Source organism: Campylobacter concisus, assembly GCF_002913545.1.
In the GTDB taxonomy this organism is placed as follows: domain Bacteria; phylum Campylobacterota; class Campylobacteria; order Campylobacterales; family Campylobacteraceae; genus Campylobacter_A; species Campylobacter_A concisus_AV.
On record NZ_PPBR01000132.1, the window covers coordinates 37,929 to 57,883 of the forward strand.

Genomic DNA, 19,955 nt, shown 5'->3' on the forward strand with positions numbered 1-19,955 from the left:
TTAAAGATATAAAAGAACCAAAACATGGTGCTTGGGCGACAGTATTTTGTGATAGATTTAAATGTTTCGCGGTTAAAATTTGCACAGACTAGACACGTAGAAATTTAAATTTTAGCTACCAAAGCATCAAGGCAAAGTATCTTGTGATGATTTTAAATGTTTTGCTTCGCAAGCTCGCAACTGCAAGCAGAAACAAAGAAATTTTCGACCGAAGATAGAACAAATAAATTTAAGCAATTAAGACAAGAAAATTTTTGTTTCAGACAAGGCGGATGAGCAAAAACGAGGGAGCGTATATACGATACGTGACCGAAGTTTGAAGCGATATCTAACGCAGTATAAAACAAAAAGGGCTTGTCTTTTTTATAACTTTCTCATCTTTGCTATCTCGTCACGTAATGCCGCCGCCTTCTCAAACTCCAGCTGCGCCGCCGCTTCAAGCATCTGCTTTCTTAGCTCTTTTACTATCGCGGCTCGCTCGCTCGCAGGCATTTTTTCCAGATTTGCGCCTTTTCTTAAAATCTCCGTACCGTCCTCGACGTGCAGGCTCTCTTCGATATTTCTGCTGGCAGAGTGTGGCGTTATGCCGTGAGCTTTGTTGTATTCATCTTGAAATTTACGCCTAGCAGTCGTCGTATCGATCGCCTCTTTCATAGATTTTGTTATCTTTTTGGCAAACATTAACACCTTGCCATTTACGTTTCTAGCCGCACGCCCCATCGTCTGTATAAGGCTCGTGGTCGAGCGCAAAAAGCCCTCTTTATCAGCGTCCATTATGGCTATTAGGCTCACTTCAGGCAGGTCAAGCCCCTCACGGAGCAAATTTATGCCTATTAGCATATCAAACTCGCCACTTCTAAGCCCTCTAATGATCTCATTTCGCTCGATCGCGTCGATGTCTGAGTGCATATACTTGACCTTTATGCCAAGCTCGATGTAGTAGCGGCTTAGCTCCTCAGCCATCTTTTTAGTTAGTACCGTAACTAACACACGCTCACCTCTTGCGATGACCGCCTTTGCCTCGTCAAATAGCGCTTCTACTTGATTGTCACTATCTTTTATCTCGATGATCGGATCAAGTAGCCCCGTAGGTCGCAAAATTTGCTCATAGACATGCCCTTGGCTGATACCAAGCTCATACTCGTTTGGCGTTGCTGAGACAAAGAGAAATTTCGCCTTTTTGCTTATAAATTCGTCAAATTTAAGCGGCCTGTTATCAAGCGCTGATGGCAAGCGAAATCCATACTCCACAAGCACCTCTTTACGGCTCCTATCGCCTGCATACATGCCCCTAAACTGCGGTAAACTCACGTGGCTCTCATCGACGATAACCAGATAGTCCTCGCCACTTATCTCAAAGTAGTCAAACATCGAGTACGGCGTCTCTCCAGCCTTTTGACCAGTTAGGTGGCGCGCATAGTTTTCGATACCTTTACACATGCCCGTACTCGCCATCATCTCAAGGTCAAACTCCACTCTCTGCTTTAGTCTCTGCGCCTCAACTAGCTTGCCCTGCTCGTTAAATTCTTTCAAGCGCACATCAAGCTCCTCTTCGATCTCTTTCATAGCGATCTTTAGCCTATCAGCGCCCACGATAAACTGGCTGGTCGGGTAGAGGATAAATTTTTTCAGGTCGTGTCTTTTTTTGTTTTCCAGCACGTCCAGGCTATACATCGTCTCGATCTCGTCGCCGAAAAACTCGATCCTAAACGCCTCGTCGTTAAAATATGCGGGATATACGTCCACCACGTCGCCGTTTACGCGAAAGTCGCCTCGGTCGAAATAAACGTCGTTTCGCTTGTATCCCATGTCCACTAGCTTTTGCAGTAGCGTGCGCTGGTTGATTTTATCGCCGACGTTTAGGTATGCGACCATGCCTTTATACTCGCTTGGATTACCGAGGCCGTAGTTTGCAGAGACTGAGGCCACGCAGACGACATCATCAAAGCTTAGCAAGCTAGCAGTCGCAGAGAGACGCAGACGCTCAAGCTCCTCATTTACCGAGCTATCCTTTTCTATATATAGATCGCTTCTTGGGATGTAGGCCTCTGGCTGGTAGTAGTCGTAGTAGCTTATGAAGTACTCGACATGATTTTTTGGGAAAAAGCCCTTAAATTCGCTGTAAAGCTGAGCGGCAAGGGATTTGTTATGCGTCATTATAAGCGTTGGCATATTTAGCTCGCGTATGACATTTGCCATGGTAAAAGTCTTACCAGACCCTGTCACGCCTAGAAGAGTTTGGTATTTATTGCCTGATTTTATACTTTTTACTATCTCTTTTATCGCTCTTGCTTGGTCGCTGCTTGGGCTAAATTTAGATGAAATTTCAAATTTACTCATTGATCGCCTTTAAATTTGGGCGAATTTTATAGCAAAGATAGTGCTTTGTCAAATGAGAATTTTAAAAAGAATTTAGCCTCTGCGTGTTAGAATACGGCATTAATTATTATTTTAAAGGAACCTTTATGTTTGAAGATAATGCGATCTTAACCACACTAAGCGATAAAGTAAATGACCTCATCACAAAATACGATGAAGTCTGCAGAGTAAATGAAGAGCTACGTAATGAGATCGTAACATTAAAAGCACAAAATGAGGCAAAAACTAATCAGATCATGCGCTTAGAAGAAGACCTTGACAAGAAAAATAGCGAAGCTGATGATGTAATGAAAAAGATCGAAGCAGTCCTTGGTAGATAAGCTAGGCATTTTTGGCATAAAAGATGAAACAGATCACGCTCACCGTATCATCTCGCGACTATACGATAACGCTTGATGATGATTTTGCTGAAGTTTTTGAGCGTGACTGGCAGAAATTTATGGGGGGAAAGAAATTTATAGAGCCTCGTGAGCTTATAAACGCCTTTGTCGAAAAGAGCTACGAGAGCTACACAAATTTGCGCGTCGTAAAGGATGTCACAAAAGAGATAGAAGAGATACTAAAACTGGAAAATAAATGAAAAAAAGAGCTTTTACCCTAATAGAAATTATATTTGTCATCGTCATACTTGGCGTCTTAAGCGCTATTGCTATACCAAAGCTTTTCTTTACTAGAAGCGACGCCATAGTCACAAATGCAAAAACGCAAATCGCTGCCATAAAAAGCGGCATCTCACTAAAATACAACGATAGCGTCCTCAAAGGCACTCCAGCATATCCAGACGCGCTTGATGATGGGAATAAACTTTTCAACAAAGTAATAAGCGTAAATATCGCAGACAGCGGCACAAAAAACGGCTGGCATAAAACTGGAGCAACAACTTATACCTTCAAACTAGACGGACAAACAGCAAATTTCACTTACAAAAACGCAACTGGCGAATTTGACTGCCAAAGCAGCGACGGACTTTGCAGTGCCCTTGAGTGATGAGATACTACGAGGTCGTATTTAGCGGGGTAAATTTAGCTGCGCTCACATATAAAAGCGAGCTAGATATTGCGCCATTTCGCGCCGTCACCGCAAAGCTTAGGGGCAAAAGTCTAACTGGCTTCATCCTGCGTGAAGTGGATGAGCCAAGCTTTAAAACAACTCTCATTGATGAAATTTTACCCATTAAACTAAACGATATCCAAGCAACTTTAGCTAAATTTATTGCCTACTACTACACCTGCGAGCTTGGCGTTGCTATAAATTTATTTGAGCCACAAAGCCTTACTGATGATGAAATTTACAAAGGCGAAAGCGACTTTAAATCGCCAAATTTAAGCCCAAAGCAGCTTGAAGCGCTAAATTTTATAAATGAGCGAAAAAGCTCGCTCATCTTTGGCGACACGGGAAGCGGCAAAAGTGAAATTTACATCGCTAAAATCAGAGAGATTTTAAACGCAGGCGGTCAGGCGCTATTTTTGATGCCTGAAATTTCACTAACCCCGCAGATGCAAAAGCGCTTAGAGAGCTTCTTTGGCGAGGCTGTGGCTGTGTGGCACTCAAAGATCACGCCAAAGAAAAAAGAGCAAATTTTAAAAGACATTAAAAGCGGCAAGGCTAGGCTTGTTGCAGGTGCAAGGTCTGCCCTATTTTTGCCACTTGAGAAGCTAAAACTAATCATCATCGACGAAGAGCACGACGATAGCTATAAAAACACAGGCTCAAAGCCCCACTACAACGCAAGAGACCTAGCACTCTTTTTAACTAGCAAATTTGACCTGCAAGTAGTTCTGGGTAGTGCCACGCCAAGCCTCACTAGCTTTTACAAGCAAGAATGTTTTCGCCTAAAAGGGACATATTTTGCGTCGCAAAAGAGCTATATATTTGACGAGAGCGAGACTGGCATAAGCGAAATTTTAAAAGAGCAGATCGCAAAGACGCTCGAAAACAAAAAACAAGCCGTCATCTGCCTGCCAACAAGGGCAAATTTCAAATATCTTGTCTGTAAAAACTGCGGCGAGACGGTGAAGTGTCCGTTTTGTAGCATCGGCATGAGCTACTATAAAAAGCAAAACGTGCTAAAGTGCCAATACTGCGAGCATAAAATGGCTGTGCCAAAGACCTGCCACCAGTGCGGCAGCGAGATGATAGAGGCTAAAAAGATCGGTACGAGCGAGCTTCTTGAGAGGCTGCAAGCTGAGTTTGCAAACGCTAGGATCGCTAAATTTGATAGAGACGAGATCACGACGCAAAATAAGCTCGTAAAGGCTTTGAAGGAATTTAACGATGGCAAGATAGATATCTTGCTTGGCACGCAGATGCTAAGCAAGGGGCATGACTATCACAACGTCGAGCTAGCCGTCATCATGGGCTTTGACGAGCTTTTAAATTTTCCTGATTTTAGAGCTAGAGAGCGGACACTAGCCCTTGCCATGCAAGTAGCTGGCAGAGCCGGCAGAAACGGAGCTGGCAGGGTCATCATCCAAAGCAAACAAAGAGAGTTTTTTGAGAGCTACATCAGCGACTACGACGCATTTTTAAAGGATGAGATACCTTTTAGAGAAGCTCTTTATCCGCCATTTACTAGGCTGCTTCGCGTGGTCGTTTCGCACAAAGATGAGAGCATGACAAAGGGCGCAATGAACGAATTTGTGCAAAGGCTGGAGCCACTAAAAGGCGATGAGCTCGAGATCGTTGGATATGGCAAGTGTCAGGCTGAGTATCTTGTGGGTAAATTTAGATATGAAATTCTGCTTCGCTCAAACTCGCACACCATGCTTTTAAAAGCGGCAAACCTCTGCAAAAGCGAACTTAGCGATATCGATATAGATCCGGTAAATTTTAGCTAGTGATTAGCTAATGTTGATTATAATTTCACCAAAAATTTAACGGATACATCAATGCTTTTTAACTCTTACGAATTTATATTTTTATTCTTGCCATTTACATTTTTTACATACTTTTATCTAAATAAAAAGCGCCTCACAGAAGTGGCAAAGGGCTTTTTGGTTCTATCGTCTCTATTTTTTTACAGCTGGTGGAATGTCATTTATCTGCCGCTAATCTTAGGCTCAATGGTGTTTAACTACTGCTTTGGAGTGGAGCTAAACAAAGAAAATAGTAAAATTTCTAAAAAATTTATTCTTATACTAGGCATTGTGGCAAATTTAATGCTACTTGGATATTTTAAATATTCAGACTTCTTTATAAGCAATGTAAATTTTATCTTTAACACTCATATACCTCATTTAAATTTACTATTGCCCCTTGCGATATCATTTTTTACTTTTCAGCAAATAGCCTATTTGGTCGATAGTGCTACGGGGGGGGGTACGAAGCAGTATGATTTTTTAAACTACTGCTTATTTGTTACCTTTTTTCCGCAACTAATCGCTGGTCCGATCGTTCATCACAAAGAGATGATGCCGCAGTTTGCAAATTTAAAAAATAGAGTAATCAACTATAAAAATATAGCACTTGGGCTATTTATCTTCTCGATAGGTCTTTTTAAAAAGGTAGTTATCGCTGATAGTTTTGCTGTTTGGGCAACAAATGGTTTTGACAAGGCGACTGTCTTAAATTTATTTGAAGCATGGGCAACCAGCCTAAGCTATACATTTCAGCTATATTTTGACTTTAGCGGATACTGCGATATGGCTATCGGTGCGGCACTTCTTTTTAATATCAAGCTTCCAATAAACTTTAACTCACCTTATAAAGCCTTAAACATTCAAGATTTTTGGCGCAGATGGCATATAACACTAAGCAGGTTTTTAAGAGACTATATCTATATCTCGCTAGGTGGTAACCGCAAAGGCAGGCTACGAACATACGCAAATTTAATGGCAACCTTTATAATAGGTGGTATATGGCATGGGGCTGGCTGGACATTTGTATTTTGGGGATTTTTGCATGGCGTTGCCTTGGTTATTCACAGAATTTGGAGCGAACTTGGCTTTAAGATGAATAAATTTTTGGCTTGGTTCATAACATTTAACTTCATAAATATTACTTGGGTATTTTTTAGAGCAAAAGATTGGGACGATGCTTTAAAAGTTTTAAAAGGAATGTTTGGGTTAAGTGGCGGCATAGTTTTAAACTCTAGATTAGAAAAAAGAGTAGGATTTTTAAAAGAATATGGTGTAAGTTTTGATAAATGGGATATAAATTTGCAAGTAGATGGAACAAATACTTTGATTTATTTTATGGTTTTCAGCTTTATACTTGCACTATTTTGCAAAAACTTTGCCCAAAAGATACAATATTTTAAACTTTGCTGGCAAAATTTAACTATTGCTGTTTTTTGTTTTGTGCTAGCTATTTTAAATATGTACAAGATGTCTCAATTTTTATATTTTAATTTTTAGGAAGATCGCATGGGGTTTAAAAAATGGACGTTTAGTTTTTTATTCGCCACAATTTTTATAATTCTATTTGTAGCAACTTTTAACTATATAGTTGACCCATATAGAATTTATGATACAAACATATTTAAAAATAAGCCAAAAGAAGATCTACAAGCGCGTTTTGCAAAGGTTTTAAGAATTCAACAACTAAAGCCTACATCTATTTTTTTAGGAAATTCTCGCCCACAAAGATCATTTGATTCTGCACATAAATATTTTACACAACCGGCCTTTAATGCAGCCATATCTGGAAGCAATCTTAATGAGGCTAAAGAATATCTAAAATGGGCAATAAGACAAGGAAATTTAAAACAAGCACTACTTGTTTTCGACGATAAAACTATGCTGGGCATGCGCAATAAGACGGATGATTTTGAGGAGTATTTTAAAAATCCAAAAGTGTATAAATATAAAATTTTATTTAGTCTTCAAATGCTTAGAGACTCTATAGCTACAGTTAAAAAACGAAAACAAACTCCACTTTTTGAGCCTGATGGCAGGCGCACAGAGGCTTCTCTGCTAGAAGAAGTACAAAAAAATGGGGGATATTACAAATACTCCATAAATACACTAGAAAACGGATACATGGCTAAATATAATAAGAATGAGGTGTCAAAATTATCTTATAAAGTTTTTATAGATATCTTAAAAGAATGCCATGACAACAATATCAAACTAGATATTGCAATAAGCCCATTGAATGTTAGGTTGCTTGAAGCTATGGACTATAGAGTTGGACTTGATGTGGTTTGGTATGAATGGAAAAAACAAATAGTAGCAATAAATGAAGAGGTTGCTTTAAAGCTAGGTAAAAAGCTATTTAGAATAATAGATTTTGGTTTATATAACGACATAACAGCACAAGAACTACCAAAAGATATAAATCAAACCTCTAAATACTATTGGGAAGCAAGCCACTACAAAACAAAACTTGCAGATATGATGTTAGATACCTTAATGCAACAAAATATAGATAGCGATTTTGGCGTAGAAATAACCAGTAAAAATATTGATGCTCACATAGAAAAGCAAAAGAGCCTTAGAAGTAAATTTATAAACACGCAAGAATATAGGCGTGAAGTTTTTGGAGATTAGGGTTAAACAAATTTATTTAAAAGCCAAGATTTTATATAATCCCCAATAAAATTTAAAGGCAAAATTTTGCAACGATACCCGACAAAACAGATAAAAATTCGTGATGTTTTAATAGGCGGTGACGCACCGATCTCCGTGCAGTCGATGACATTTTCAAAGACAAAGGACGTAAAAGGCACGCTTGAGCAGATGCAAAGGCTATATTTTGCAGGCTGTGACATCGTGCGCTGCGCAGTTTTTGACAAAGAGGACGCCAGCGCGCTAAAGCAAATCGTCGCAGGCTCACCCATCCCAGTCGTTGCAGACATACATTTTAACCACACCTACGCGCTCATCGTTAGCGAATTTGTCGATGCTATCCGCATAAATCCAGGCAACATAGGATCAGCCAAAAACATAAAAGCAGTCGTTGATGCCTGCAAGCAGCGAAATCTGCCTATCCGCATAGGCGTAAATTCTGGCTCGCTTGAAAAGCAGTTTGAGGACCGTTACGGCCGCACGGTTGAGGCGATGGTAGAGAGTGCCTTATACAACATCAAGCTTCTTGAGGATTTTGACTTTACTGACATTAAAATTTCACTTAAATCAAGTGACGTCGAGCGCACTATGCAAGCTTATAGAGCGCTTCGTCCAAAGACAAACTACCCATTTCATCTAGGCGTAACAGAGGCAGGCACTAATTTTCACGCGACTATCAAGTCCGCGATCGCACTTGGCGGATTACTACTTGAGGGTATCGGCGATACGATGAGAGTTAGCATCACAGGCGAGCTTGAAGAGGAGATCAAAGTCGCAAAGGCGATCTTAAAAGATAGCGGCCGCCAAAAAGAGGGGCTAAACATCATCTCATGCCCAACTTGTGGGCGTTTGCAAGCTGATCTCATGGCAGCAGTAAAGCTCGTGGAAGAAAAGACAAAAGGGATAAAAGAGCCGCTAAATGTCTCAGTGATGGGCTGCGTGGTAAATGCTATCGGCGAGGCAAAAGGCGCGGACGTTGCCATAGCATTTGGCAAGGGAAATGGCATGATCATGCGACACGGCGAAGTGGTCGCAAGGTTGCCTGAGAGCGAGCTTGTGGATAGATTTTTACAAGAGATCGACGACGAGATAAAGAGCAGAGGATAAAGCAGTGGCAAAAGAGAGACTTAACGAGATAGAATTTAGCAACCTTTACGACCTTGATATGGAGCGAGCCATACTAAGCTCGATCATCGCAAACAACGACGCTTTGGGCGAAATTTTTGACACGATCAAGGCTGGCGACTTTTACCTAAAAGCTCACGCGCAAATTTACAAAGCGATGGTTGATTGTCTAAACGGCGACGTGCCTATCGCATCGACATTTATCAAAAACAAGCTTGGCGAAAACTACGATGACAACGTCATGGCTAGCATTTTGGCCACAAACTCGATCATCGACATCCAAAGATACGCAAACGAGCTAAAAGAAAAATCAATCAAACGCAGTCTAGTAAAGATCGCCCACGACATCCCAAGCAAGGTAAATGAGGACAAAGCTAGCCGCGATATGGTCGATGAGCTAAGTCAGGAGTTTTACTCTCTTGTCGATGGCAGCGGCACTGGCAGCATCAGAGATAGCGAAGATATCATAAAAAGCTTGATCGTGCACATGCAAAAGCAAGCAGCCCTAAATGAGCGCGATATCATCGGACTAAACACTGGCTTTAAAAAGCTAAATGAGATGATAAAAGGCTTTAAAAATGGCGACCTCATCATCATCGCAGCGCGCCCTGGCATGGGCAAAACGACTCTTTGTCTAAATTTCATGGGGCACGTTTTAAAAAGTGGCGCTGGCGTCGTCTTTTTCTCACTTGAGATGCCAGCAGAGCAGATCATGATGAGGATGCTAGCAGACAAGACCTCGATCCCACTTCAAGAGATAATGACAGCGACCTTGGACGACGAAAAACTCGCTCACTTTAGCCACGCATGCAGCGAATTTTCGCATGCCAAGCTCTTCGTGCACGATAGTGGCTACGTAAATATCCACCAAGTAAGGACGCAGCTTCGCAAGCTAAAGTCGGCTCATCCTGAAATTTCACTCTGCGTCATCGACTACATCGGTCTTATGATGAGCACAAACAACTACGCAGATCGCCACATACAAATAGCTGAAATTTCTCGTGGCCTAAAACTTCTAGCGCGCGAGCTGGATATGCCTATCATCGCACTTTCGCAGCTAAACCGCGGCCTTGAAGCACGTGCGAACAAGCGCCCTATGCTAAGTGACCTAAGAGAGTCAGGCGCGATCGAGCAAGACGCTGATATCATCCTTTTTGTCTATAGGCACGAGGTCTATCTGGAGCAAGAGGAGAACGAGAAAAAGAGCAAGGCAGCAGCCGAGGGCAAAGAGTATAAAAGCGAGCATGTTTTTAACAAGCTTCAAGAAAATGCCGAGATCATCGTTGGCAAAAACAGAAACGGCGAGGTCGGATCTATCGATGTGCTCTTTCAAAAGCAGTACTCACGCTTTTGCGATATCGCCACCACACCAGTGCAATCAACTGAATTTAAAGAGTAAATTTGCCAAAAAGCAGGCGTATATTTTATTTTATCCTGCTTTGCCTTTTGCTTTTTTGTCTAAATTTAGCACTTAAATTTCATGAATATAACGCATTTATGGAGCTTGGCGAGCAAGACATCGTTGGCAAAGTAAGCGTAAATTTTACCAAAGAGAAAAACGGCAAAAAGCGCCAAATCATAAGGATCGACACCTCAAATTTTAGCTTTTACACAACTGCTTCTAAAAAAGACGAGATCGCTCTTTATGACGTCGTGGCGCTTAGCGTTCAGCCAATAGACGTTAGTTTTAAAGACTATCTGTCTGGCACATTTTACATGCCAAGCTACGATAGAGCCGTTATCAAAAGAGACGATAGCCTAAGGCAAAGAGCTATAAATTTCATCTCCGCCCAGCACGAAAACGCTAAAATTTCGCAGCTTTTCTCAGCACTCTTTCTTGGTACAAATGTCTTTGGCGAGCTAAGAGATGACGTCTCAAACTGGGGCGTGGCGCACCTCATTGCCATTAGCGGCTATCACCTTGGCGTCATAAGCGCGGTTTGCTTTTTTCTTTTAAAGCTCGTTTTTAAGCCCATCTACGCAAGATATCTGCCTTACCGCTCATACATTTTTGACTTTACTATCGTCATCTTTTTGGTGCTTTGCTTTTACTTTTACATGATCGGCTTTATAGCAAGCTTTTTGCGGGCATTTTTGATGAGCGTGGCTGGATTTTACATGATCTGCAAAAAGATAAAGATCTTAAATTTCTACACGCTCTTTGGCGTTATTTTATTTAGCATCGCCCTATTTCCGCAGCTTCTTTTTAGCGTTGGATTTTATTTTTCATGCCTTGGTGTCTTTTATATCTTCGTCTATCTTTTCTACTTTGCGCCCAGATTTGGCCTGCTAGCAAACTCGCTACTTTTAAATTTATATGTCTTTTTTGCTATGGAGGTTGCGGTGCTTTACTTTTTCCCGCTCATTAGCCTCTTACAGTTTAGCGTGCTAGCCCTAAACTACATATTTGGCGTATTTTATCCGCTAAGCTTCTTGCTTCATCTCTTTGGATATGGCAGCATTTTTGATGAAATTTTAAGCAAGATGCTAGCCTTTAAACTAAGCTCAAACAATCTTCACATAAGCACATTTGTCTTTTTACTTTATAACGCCATCACGCTTTTATGCGTTAAATTTAAGCCAGCAGCACTTTTGCTGCCACTCTTTGGCGTGGCATCGTTTTTGATTTTCTTGCTAAATTTTTCGTAGTCAAAGTTTTATTTAAATTTGCCGATATGCTTTTAAATTTAAAGGCGAGGCGATGCAGATAAACTCAAATTTTATAAATTTAAACAAAAATAGCTCTTCAAATAGCGCAAATTTAAAAACAGATGAAACAAATTCAAAGAGCGAAAATTTACAAAATGACAAAAGCGCTATCTTGCATGACGCTTCAAATTTAGTTAGCGAGACAAATAACGAGAGCGAGAGTAGCGCCGATATCATAAAAAAGCAGTTAGAAAAACTGCAAAAACAGCTAAAAGAGATTGAAGCTGCGATAAAACAAGCAAGTGCGAGCAAAAATCCATACGCAAAAGAGCTAGTTGCTTCTCTCCAGAGCAAAAAGGGAGCTATCTTTGCTCAGATAATGCAACTAAACACCCAGCTTGTAAAGATGCAAGGCGCTTAAATAGCTCAAATTTAACCCTAAATTTAACCTCACGCGGCCTTTACGCCGTAAAATTTCATCACTCTATTGTGAATTAATAGCGAGATATACATTATCACAGCGCCCAAAATGAGCCTTGTTAGGTTGGCGTCCTTTTGCCAAAAGACTAAATTTACGATGATGGCAGCTGGTATGAGGGCGTTGTTCATGATGGCAAGCACGCCGCTATCGACCTCGCAAGCCCCTTTGTTCCACATAAAATATCCCAGCCCGCTAGCGACCGCTCCAAGCCACAAAAGTACCAAAGTTTGGGTTAGATCTACGTGAAATTTAGCTGGATTGCCAAGGGTTATGAGTGCGATCACTGCTACAAAAAACGCTCCAAAGTGAAAGTAGCCAAAGACTTTTTTTTGATCCACGTCAAATCTCTCCAAAAGCGCCTTATACGCACTCTGCCCTGCTCCAAAGCAGATATTTGCCCCTTGCACCAGCAAAAAGCCCTTTATCGCCCCTTCGTTTATCGCGCCATACTTGATGATAAGCGCGCCAAATACCGCAACGCCAACGCTAAAGAGATAAAGCGGTCTAAATTTAAAGCTAAACGCATCGTATATAAGCGTCACATAAAACGGCGTAAAAATGGTAAAAAGCGCGACTTCAGGCACGCTTAGATACAAAAACGAGTTGTAGTAGCAAAGATACATTAGTCCTATTTGCACCGCTCCTATGCCCATTATGCCAAGGGCTAGCTTTGGACTAACGCCTCGAAATTTCGTAAATGGCAAAAAAACTAGGCTTGCAAGCGTCACACGCACAAAAACAGCCAAATAGCTATCGACCTTGCCAGCTAAAAATTCCCCTATCAAACTAAAGCTAAACGCCCACAAAATGGTCACAAAGATCAGTTTATTCATTCTATCACCACCTCATTTATGTTTCTTGCGCATTCAAAAAAGTATTCAAGCTTGTTTAGCTCGAGCAAATCGCCATTTAGGATAAAATTTGCCCTGTCGCTAAAATTTTTCTCACTCACAAACAAAAACTGCTCAAATTTTACCTTGCCGCTAAGATAGCCATTTAGCAGGTCATTAAAGTCGCTATCAAGGCTATCTTGCTTTAGTGAGTCTAAATTTAGCCTAGCGCCTAGGCCCTCTATCACGCCTCTTAGATCCTTTAGCCTAGCTATTATCCTATTTTCTTCGTCGCTTAGATCAAGCGCGGCCTTTTGCTCCTCTATGCGCTTAGTTTGGCTTTGCTTGCTGAGGCTTAGGCTATCTGGCAGCTTCCACTCAAACTCCACTCTAGGCTTGTTCGCATCAGCGTATGCCTCAGCCATCTGCGAAGTCGTCCTCTCACCTTTTTTAAAGCTGTTATTATTCACACTTTGCGTATCTTTTAAGTAAATTTTTGGAGCAAATTTGCTCTTTTGCTTCTCATTTTCTTGCTCTTTTATATATTTTTCTTGCTCCATCGCCCCAAGCTTGGCACTTATATCATCTTTGCTAAAATCAGGCATCATTATCTTTGAGCCAGCGTTAAAGCCGATCTCGCCGTTTGAGAGTAAATTTATCCTTGAGTTTAGCTCAGCTAGCTTAAGTCCAAGCTCGTCTAGCTCGGCTCTTTTTTTATCAAGAGTGAAATTTATCGCATCAAACTCAGCTTTATTTATCTCGCCATACTCAAACCAAAACTCATTTTCAGCCGCAGCCTTGGCAAAGCTATCTACAAATTTTGTCTCCAAATTTATAAGCGAATTTAGTGCAATGGCGTTGAAATAGACCTTTGCGACCTGAAAAGCAGTGAGGTTCATCAGCTCTTCATCTTTGTAAATTTTCTCCACGCCCTTGTGGTCTAAAATTTTATCAGCAGCCTCACTCGCTCCGCCGTCAAAAATGAGATACTCGACCTTTGCCGTGATCGATCCCGCCTTTGTCATATATCCGCCCTTTAGCTCATCAGGCACAAAGGTATATCTGCCATCAAGGGATAAATTTAGCTTATTACTCTTGTTTTTATTTATATATTCATTTTTATTAAATTCTTTCAAACTCTCAAGCTTTGCACTTTGCGCCAGAGCGATGATCTCTAGTAAATTTCCAGCCCAAAGAGGCAAAGCAAAGAGCAAAACAGCCAAAATCTTCTTCAAATTCTCTCCCTTTCATAAAATTTTCTTATAAATTTATCAAGATTATAGACCCAAGCAAAAAGCACTGGCACGACAAGCAAGCTTAGCAAAGTCGAGCTAATGAGCCCAAAGATGATGCTTATAGCCATAGGCGAGTTGGCCTCAAAGCCAGCACCCCTGCTAAGTGCAAGAGGCAGCATGGCAAATATCATGGCAAAAGTGGTCATCAAAACAGCCCTTAGACGCTTCTTAGCAGCCATTTTCACAGCTTCGTTCGCCTCCATGCCACTATTTGCAAAGTGGTTTGCAAAATCAACCACCAAAATGGCGTTTTTGCCAACCATGCCAAAGAGCAAGATGACGCCAACCATGACAAATAGGCTAAATGGATTGCCACTTATAAAAAGCCCTATCACGACGCCACAAAAGGCAAGCGGCATGGCAAGCATGATGAGAAATGGCAGCAAAAAGCTCTCATAAAGTGCGGCTAGCACCATGTAAATAAGCACTGCGCTAGCACTCACCGTAAAGATAAAAGAAGCGTTTGTATCGTCCATGAGCTCCACAAATCCAAGGAATTTATACTTGAAATTTGCTGGCAAAATTTCATCAAGCTTCTTTGAAATTTCATTTGCCACGCTATTTAGCGGAGCGTTGTTTTTGGTATTTGCTAAAAATTTGATCTCATCGGCTCTATTAAACCTTGAAATACTAGCTGGCTTTTGCTCAAAACTAATCGTCGCCACATCGCCAAGTGTGACAAAAAAGCCCTCATTGCTTCTTATCTTGGTCTTTAAGATATCATCTGTATCGCTTCTAAATTTATCATCAAGACGCATATAAAGCTCATACTCTTTGCCATTTTCGTTTTCAAAAACAGAGACCTCGTTCTGGCTAAATGCACTATAAACGGCGCTTGCAACGCTGGCTTTGTCTAAATTTAGCCTCTTAGCCTTATCTTCATCGATAGAAATTTGCACGCGTTTTAGCAGATCTTCTTCGGGCGAATTTACGTCCGTTGCGTCATTTATCTCTTTTAGCATCTTGCTGATCTTTGGCACAAATTTCTCTAGCTCTTTGCCATTTTCAGATGTGATAGTAAGCTTAACTGGCTGCACATCGCCACCTTCAACCACCGGAAGATCAGCCACGATGACGCTCATATCATCACTTTTTAGCTTGTCGCGAAACCTCTGCATGATAGCGTTTTGCCGCTCGTGATTAGCTCTATCTTTTAGCTCTTTTAGCTTAACATAGGCCTTTACGAGATATGGCTGTTTGGCGTCTGTGTAGCCAAGGATGAAGTAAGCGTAAGCTACCTGAGGATCGGCATTTATGAGTGAAATTTTATCTTTTAGCCTCTCTTTGCTAGCTTGCAGGCTAAGTGATGGATCAAGCTTAAAGTAGATGTTAAACTCAGAGTTATCCTCGCTTGGCATGAAGTCACCGCCTACAAATTTAGCCAGTCCAAACGAGCAAACAACGACCACAATCGTTATGGCTAAAAATATGAGTTTAAATTTAAGCGCCAAGGCTAAAAGCTTCTCATAGCCATTTTCAAGAGCCTCAAAAAAGGGCTCACTCTTTAGAAAAAAGCTGCTTTCTTTGGCATTTACAAACCTAGCACTTAGCGTTGGCACAAGAAAGATGCTCACAAAAAACGAGATGACGATGCCAGCTGCCACGCTCATCGCAAAGGAGTTAAAGTACTTGCCTACGATGCCGCTCATAAAGGCTATTGGCACAAAGACGCAAAGTAGCACGAGCGAGATCGCAAAGACGCTAAATGCTATCTCTTTTATGCCTGCAAAGCTTGCTTTTAGGGCATTTGGCTCATCTTTTAGCTTGCTAGCGATATTTTCAGTGACGACTATCGCATCATCGATGAAAATTCCAATGCCAAGTGTGAGCGCTATGAGGCTTAAGCGGTTTATGTCGTAGCCTAGGGCATTTATAATGAAAAATGTCGCCACGATGCTAGTTGGTATCGCTACGACTGAGATGATGGTGATCGAGAAATTTCTTAAAAACAGATAGACGATCACGATGGTTAGCAAGACGCCAAGGATCATATCAAAGGCGGTTTGATCGATGTGCTTTTGTATCACTTCGCTCTTATCGTAGGCTATTTTTACGTCGTATTCGCTGCCAAGCAGGCTTTTAAACTGATCTAGCTTTGATTTTGCTAGAGCGATCACAGTTAGAGCGTTTGCGTCTGGAGCTAGCTCAAGACCAAGCAAGACGCCACTTTTTTTATCCATTATCGCTGCTTCGTTTGCGTCTTTGTAAGCGAGATCAACACTTGCGATATCTTTTAAAAAGACCCCTTGTTTGATCGTTAAATTTCTTATCTCATCTATACTTTTGGCACTGAAATTTGACTTGATCGCCATTTGGATCTGCTCATTTTCTATCTTGCCCAGTGGCGCTTTTAAATTTTCAACCTTTATCAAATTTGCCACTTCGTTTGCGCTAAGGGCATTTTTATCAAGCTTAAATCTATCTAGCAAAATTTTCACCGCTGGCTCTAAAAAGCCATTTGTCTTGACCTTTGAAACGCCGCTAATGCGCTCCAAAAATGGCTTTGCCACGTCATCTATCTCTTGCATGAGCTTGGTTTCATTACCATCAAGCCTTGTGATAAAGAGGCTAAAGACGGCTGAAGAGAGGCCATTTAGCTTTTCTATCTCGTAGTTTGCGTTTAACCTTGCCTTTTGCATCTTGTCACGGACGTCGTTTGTAGCGCTCTCTAGGTCTTTGTTTAGCTCAAATTCGATGCTTACCACGCTTAGGTTGTCAAAGCTGGTTGAGTAGAGCTTTTTTATCCCCTCGATGCTTGAGACCTCATCCTCTATCTTTTGCGTGATCTTTGTCTTGATGTAGTTCATATCGCCATTTGCGTAGGTCGTGATCTTGACGATTGGGATATTTACTTGCGGGTATAAATTTACGTTCATCGTCTTTAGCGAGTATATGCCAAAGACAACGAGGCTTAAAAATATCATAAGCGTAGTTATGGGGCGGTTGATGGCTGTTTTTATCATTTATTTTCGCCGATTATCACTTTTCCTTGACCAAACATGCCTGGCTTCATCCCCACATCGTAAGCTTCGGCGTAAAATTTCCTGGTCTCTCTTTTTATCTCTGGGTAAATTAGCGCGATTTTAACCTCTTTTTCCTCGTTTGTTGCGTCAAGCTTAAATTTAAAAATGTCGCCAACTTTTACTAAATTTGCATATTTTTCGTCAATCGCTATTAAAATTTTAGCCTCCTCAGAGTTTAAGACAAAGGCTGGCTGAAGCGGCGAAGCACTCTCGCCAAGCTCGACATTTTTACTAGCTATGACGCCATCAAACGGAGCTTTTAAAAGGGCCTTTTTAAGATGATCATCTGCGTTTAAAATGGCGATCTCAGCTGCTTGCACCCTAAGGGCTGCCTCGTCAAATTTATACTTTACTTCATCAAATTCTTGCTTTGAAGTGACGTCCTTTACCTGGCTAAATTTATTAAAGGTGCTTTTAGCAAATTCTTTGGCATTTTTGGCAAGCGCTAGGTCGTTTTTTGCTTTTTTTAGAGCGATCTCAAGGCTTGTTTGATCAAGGCTAGCTAAAGCGTCGCCCTTTTTAACGTGGCTTGAGACATCTACAAAAATTTTATCCACCTTGCCACTGCCCTCAAATGCAAGCTTTGAGCTTTGCTTAGCATAGACTTCAAAATCAGCAAAAATCTCCTCCCCCGCAAATGAAAAAATGCAAAATATCATTAAAATTATCAGCTTTTTCAATCCCTAATCCTCTCTAAAATGCTCTCCCCGCTCTCAAAAAAATACTCCGCCTTTTTTATCTCTAGCTCATCTTTCGCCCCTTCAAAAAGGCTAATGGCATCAAATTTTTGCGAGAGTGCTTCAAGCAGGTCGCTATATCCTAAAAGCCCAGAGTTATACTTCTCAAAGCTCGCTCTAAGCGCAAGATCGCTTGCTTTTACATACTCGTTTAACGAGGCGATCTTTGAGCTAAGAGTTGCGATCTCGTTTTGTAAATTTTTAAGTTTAGTCTCATTTTCACGCTTTTTATACTCTAAATTTAGCCTCGCCTCATCAAGCGCGATCTTGCTAGCTTGGCTCATCTTGCTAGTGGCAAAAAAGTCAAAAATTTTCCACCTAAAGCTAACGCCAAATTTATTGCCGTGTGTGTCCTCTTTTAGATATTTATCCAGATATGGGCGGTAAGCGCTATATTTGCCAAGGTCAATGTCGTAGTTATTTTTGTAAAATCCATAGGTGTCATAAAGCATGATTTGAGGCAAAAAGCCAGCTCTTGTCTCGCTAAGCTTAGCCTCACTTAAAGATATATCTTGACTTAGCCTATCAAGCTCGGCATTTTTTGAAGCTAAATTTGAGCTAATCTCAGCCATTTTTGCCCCACTAAGTGGAGAAATTTGCTCGCCTGTTAGCAAATTTATCTCATTTAAAATTTGCTCCATTTTATTTTTGTATTCAAGCTGCGTGCTGTTTGCTAGGTGGTATTTTGCCCGCACATTTTCTAGCTCATCTTTTGGGGCAAGCCCTGCTTTGTTTGCCTTTTCAAGCTTGTCTAAAACGCCTTTTAAGAAATTTGCCTGAGCGTTTTTGGCGGCTATTATATTTTCAAGTGCGCAGGCGTTAAAGTATAAATTTACAGCCTTAAATGCAAAGTAGTTTTTGGCTTCATCGCTTGCAATAGCGGCTTTATTTTTTAAAAGCTGGCTCATCTTTAGCCTAGCCTCTCTAGCTCCACCATCATATAGTAAAAAATCAATCCTTGCTAGCACGCCAGCTGACTCTTTGGCGACTATGCTTGGGAAGGTGCTTGCGTTTTTGCCATATGAGCCCTCTAGGCTAAGGCTTGGCAAGTAAGCACTTGATGTCGCTTCGTCACTTAAATTTGCTCTTTTTAGTTCAAGCTCTTTGATCTTTGAAATTTCGTTTTGAGTGGCCTTGTTTGCTATCTCGCTTAAATTTGATCCAAATAGCGCCAAAGGCAAAAGTGCTAATAAAATTTTCTTCATCAGTGAAAGCTCTTTACGAGGTTTCCTATTAGTAAATTCCAGCCGTCTACCAGCACGAAGATGAGCAGCTTAAATGGCAGCGATATCATGACAGGAGGTAGCATCATCATACCCATCGCCATCAAAACGGAGCTTACGACCATGTCGATAACTAAAAATGGCAGATAGAGCAGAAATGCTATCTCAAAAGATGTTTTTAGCTCGCTTATCATAAAGGCTGACATCGCGATACTTAGCGGGATATCCTCGATATTTGCTGGATTTTGCAAATTTCTTATCCTAAAAAATAGCGCAAGATCCTTCTCTCTAGTGTTTTTGACCATAAATTCTTTAAAGGGCTTTAAACTCTTATCAAGCATCTCCTCATAGCCTATCTGATCGGCTATATAAGGCTTTATGCCCTCGTCGTAGCTTCTTTGACCAACTGGCTCCATGATAAAAAATGTAAGCACCATCGCAAGCGAGATGAGCACCGTTGAAGGCGGCACTTGTTGCGTGCCCATCGCTTGACGCAAAAATGAAAATACAATGACAAGGCGCAAAAAGCTCGTCATCATAAAGATGAGCGAAGGAGCGAGTGCTAGTGCGGTGAGGATTAGTAAAACATTTAGTGAATTTACAAGCTGCTCGGCATTTTGCGGTGAATTTAGGCTTAAATTTATAGTTGGTAGCGCAGGATCAGCGCCAAAAACCACACAAAACAAAACCGCTAAACTAAGCAGTG

The 19,955-nt window shown here is 41.1% G+C and carries 17 protein-coding genes; 10 read left to right on the forward strand and 7 right to left on the reverse strand.

Annotated elements, in window-relative coordinates:
* Window positions 1-363: 363 nt before the first annotated feature.
* Entirely contained in the window at window positions 364-2,340 is a 1,977-nt protein-coding gene (gene uvrB, locus CYP05_RS09550; protein ID WP_103615513.1) for an excinuclease ABC subunit UvrB, read from the reverse strand.
* 125 nt (window positions 2,341-2,465) lie between these two features.
* Here uvrB and CYP05_RS09555 point away from each other — a divergent pair, with 125 nt between their 5' ends.
* The 10 genes from CYP05_RS09555 to CYP05_RS09600 all read left to right on the forward strand — a co-directional run bounded on the left by CYP05_RS09555 (window position 2,466) and on the right by CYP05_RS09600 (window position 12,081).
* A complete protein-coding gene (locus CYP05_RS09555; protein ID WP_002940382.1) occupies window positions 2,466-2,699 on the forward strand; it encodes a hypothetical protein in 234 nt (77 codons plus the stop codon).
* Window positions 2,700-2,722: 23 nt separating this feature from the next.
* Window positions 2,723-2,959: a hypothetical protein gene (locus tag CYP05_RS09560; protein WP_103642760.1), complete on the forward strand. Its 237-nt coding sequence runs from the start codon at window positions 2,723-2,725 to the stop codon at window positions 2,957-2,959.
* A complete protein-coding gene (locus CYP05_RS09565; RefSeq protein WP_103642761.1) occupies window positions 2,956-3,366 on the forward strand; it encodes a type II secretion system protein in 411 nt (136 codons plus the stop codon). The genes CYP05_RS09560 and CYP05_RS09565 overlap by 4 nt, the downstream gene beginning before the upstream one ends.
* The gene (locus tag CYP05_RS09570; protein ID WP_103642762.1) at window positions 3,366-5,216 is read left to right on the forward strand and encodes a primosomal protein N'; all 1,851 of its coding nucleotides are present in this window, start codon (window positions 3,366-3,368) and stop codon (window positions 5,214-5,216) included. Before CYP05_RS09565 ends, CYP05_RS09570 begins: the two co-directional genes overlap by 1 nt.
* A gap of 51 nt (window positions 5,217-5,267) precedes the next feature.
* Complete coding sequence (locus tag CYP05_RS09575) at window positions 5,268-6,734, forward strand: MBOAT family O-acyltransferase (protein ID WP_103642763.1); 1,467 nt, start codon at window positions 5,268-5,270, stop codon at window positions 6,732-6,734.
* Window positions 6,735-6,743: 9 nt separating this feature from the next.
* Window positions 6,744-7,868 (forward strand): hypothetical protein, encoded by a 1,125-nt coding sequence (locus CYP05_RS09580; RefSeq protein ID WP_103642764.1) that lies wholly within the window; start codon window positions 6,744-6,746, stop codon window positions 7,866-7,868.
* Between the two features lie 66 nt (window positions 7,869-7,934).
* On the forward strand, window positions 7,935-8,993 hold the full coding sequence (gene ispG, locus CYP05_RS09585; RefSeq protein ID WP_103642765.1) for a flavodoxin-dependent (E)-4-hydroxy-3-methylbut-2-enyl-diphosphate synthase: 1,059 nt from the start codon (window positions 7,935-7,937) through the stop codon (window positions 8,991-8,993).
* A gap of 4 nt (window positions 8,994-8,997) precedes the next feature.
* Complete coding sequence (locus CYP05_RS09590; RefSeq protein WP_009293632.1) at window positions 8,998-10,410, forward strand: replicative DNA helicase; 1,413 nt, start codon at window positions 8,998-9,000, stop codon at window positions 10,408-10,410.
* 2 nt (window positions 10,411-10,412) lie between these two features.
* Window positions 10,413-11,660: a ComEC/Rec2 family competence protein gene (locus CYP05_RS09595; protein WP_103642766.1), complete on the forward strand. Its 1,248-nt coding sequence runs from the start codon at window positions 10,413-10,415 to the stop codon at window positions 11,658-11,660.
* A 52-nt stretch (window positions 11,661-11,712) separates the two neighbouring features.
* Window positions 11,713-12,081, forward strand: coding sequence for a hypothetical protein (locus tag CYP05_RS09600; RefSeq protein ID WP_103642767.1), 369 nt, complete (start codon window positions 11,713-11,715; stop codon window positions 12,079-12,081).
* A 29-nt stretch (window positions 12,082-12,110) separates the two neighbouring features.
* Here the strand turns inward: CYP05_RS09600 and CYP05_RS09605 are convergent, their stop codons facing one another.
* Genes CYP05_RS09605 through fliP form a run of 6 tightly spaced genes read right to left on the reverse strand, consistent with a single transcriptional unit; the run spans window position 12,111 to window position 19,953 of the window.
* Window positions 12,111-12,974, reverse strand: a complete 864-nt coding sequence (locus tag CYP05_RS09605) for an EamA family transporter (protein WP_103642768.1) — start codon at window positions 12,972-12,974, stop codon at window positions 12,111-12,113.
* Complete coding sequence (locus tag CYP05_RS09610) at window positions 12,971-14,206, reverse strand: TolC family protein (RefSeq protein WP_103642769.1); 1,236 nt, start codon at window positions 14,204-14,206, stop codon at window positions 12,971-12,973. The genes CYP05_RS09605 and CYP05_RS09610 overlap by 4 nt, the downstream gene beginning before the upstream one ends.
* Window positions 14,203-17,229, reverse strand: a complete 3,027-nt coding sequence (locus tag CYP05_RS09615; protein ID WP_103642770.1) for an efflux RND transporter permease subunit — start codon at window positions 17,227-17,229, stop codon at window positions 14,203-14,205. Before CYP05_RS09615 ends, CYP05_RS09610 begins: the two co-directional genes overlap by 4 nt.
* The gene (locus CYP05_RS09620; protein WP_103642771.1) at window positions 17,226-17,969 is read right to left on the reverse strand and encodes an efflux RND transporter periplasmic adaptor subunit; all 744 of its coding nucleotides are present in this window, start codon (window positions 17,967-17,969) and stop codon (window positions 17,226-17,228) included. Before CYP05_RS09620 ends, CYP05_RS09615 begins: the two co-directional genes overlap by 4 nt.
* Window positions 17,966-19,231 (reverse strand): TolC family protein, encoded by a 1,266-nt coding sequence (locus CYP05_RS09625; RefSeq protein WP_103642772.1) that lies wholly within the window; start codon window positions 19,229-19,231, stop codon window positions 17,966-17,968. The genes CYP05_RS09620 and CYP05_RS09625 overlap by 4 nt, the downstream gene beginning before the upstream one ends.
* Window positions 19,231-19,953, reverse strand: coding sequence for a flagellar type III secretion system pore protein FliP (gene fliP / locus CYP05_RS09630; protein WP_430747666.1), 723 nt, complete (start codon window positions 19,951-19,953; stop codon window positions 19,231-19,233). The genes CYP05_RS09625 and fliP overlap by 1 nt, the downstream gene beginning before the upstream one ends.
* Between the last annotated feature and the right edge of the window lie 2 nt (window positions 19,954-19,955).

Coding starts and splice junctions, on each gene's coding strand:
- uvrB (WP_103615513.1), bottom strand. CDS start 2,340: ATGAGTAAATTTGAAATTTCATCTAAATTTAGCCCAAGCAGCGACCAA.
- CYP05_RS09555 (WP_002940382.1), top strand. CDS start 2,466: ATGTTTGAAGATAATGCGATCTTAACCACACTAAGCGATAAAGTAAAT.
- CYP05_RS09560 (WP_103642760.1), top strand. CDS start 2,723: ATGAAACAGATCACGCTCACCGTATCATCTCGCGACTATACGATAACG.
- CYP05_RS09565 (WP_103642761.1), top strand. CDS start 2,956: ATGAAAAAAAGAGCTTTTACCCTAATAGAAATTATATTTGTCATCGTC.
- CYP05_RS09570 (WP_103642762.1), top strand. CDS start 3,366: ATGAGATACTACGAGGTCGTATTTAGCGGGGTAAATTTAGCTGCGCTC.
- CYP05_RS09575 (WP_103642763.1), top strand. CDS start 5,268: ATGCTTTTTAACTCTTACGAATTTATATTTTTATTCTTGCCATTTACA.
- CYP05_RS09580 (WP_103642764.1), top strand. CDS start 6,744: ATGGGGTTTAAAAAATGGACGTTTAGTTTTTTATTCGCCACAATTTTT.
- CYP05_RS09600 (WP_103642767.1), top strand. CDS start 11,713: ATGCAGATAAACTCAAATTTTATAAATTTAAACAAAAATAGCTCTTCA.
- CYP05_RS09605 (WP_103642768.1), bottom strand. CDS start 12,974: ATGAATAAACTGATCTTTGTGACCATTTTGTGGGCGTTTAGCTTTAGT.
- CYP05_RS09615 (WP_103642770.1), bottom strand. CDS start 17,229: ATGATAAAAACAGCCATCAACCGCCCCATAACTACGCTTATGATATTT.
- CYP05_RS09625 (WP_103642772.1), bottom strand. CDS start 19,231: ATGAAGAAAATTTTATTAGCACTTTTGCCTTTGGCGCTATTTGGATCA.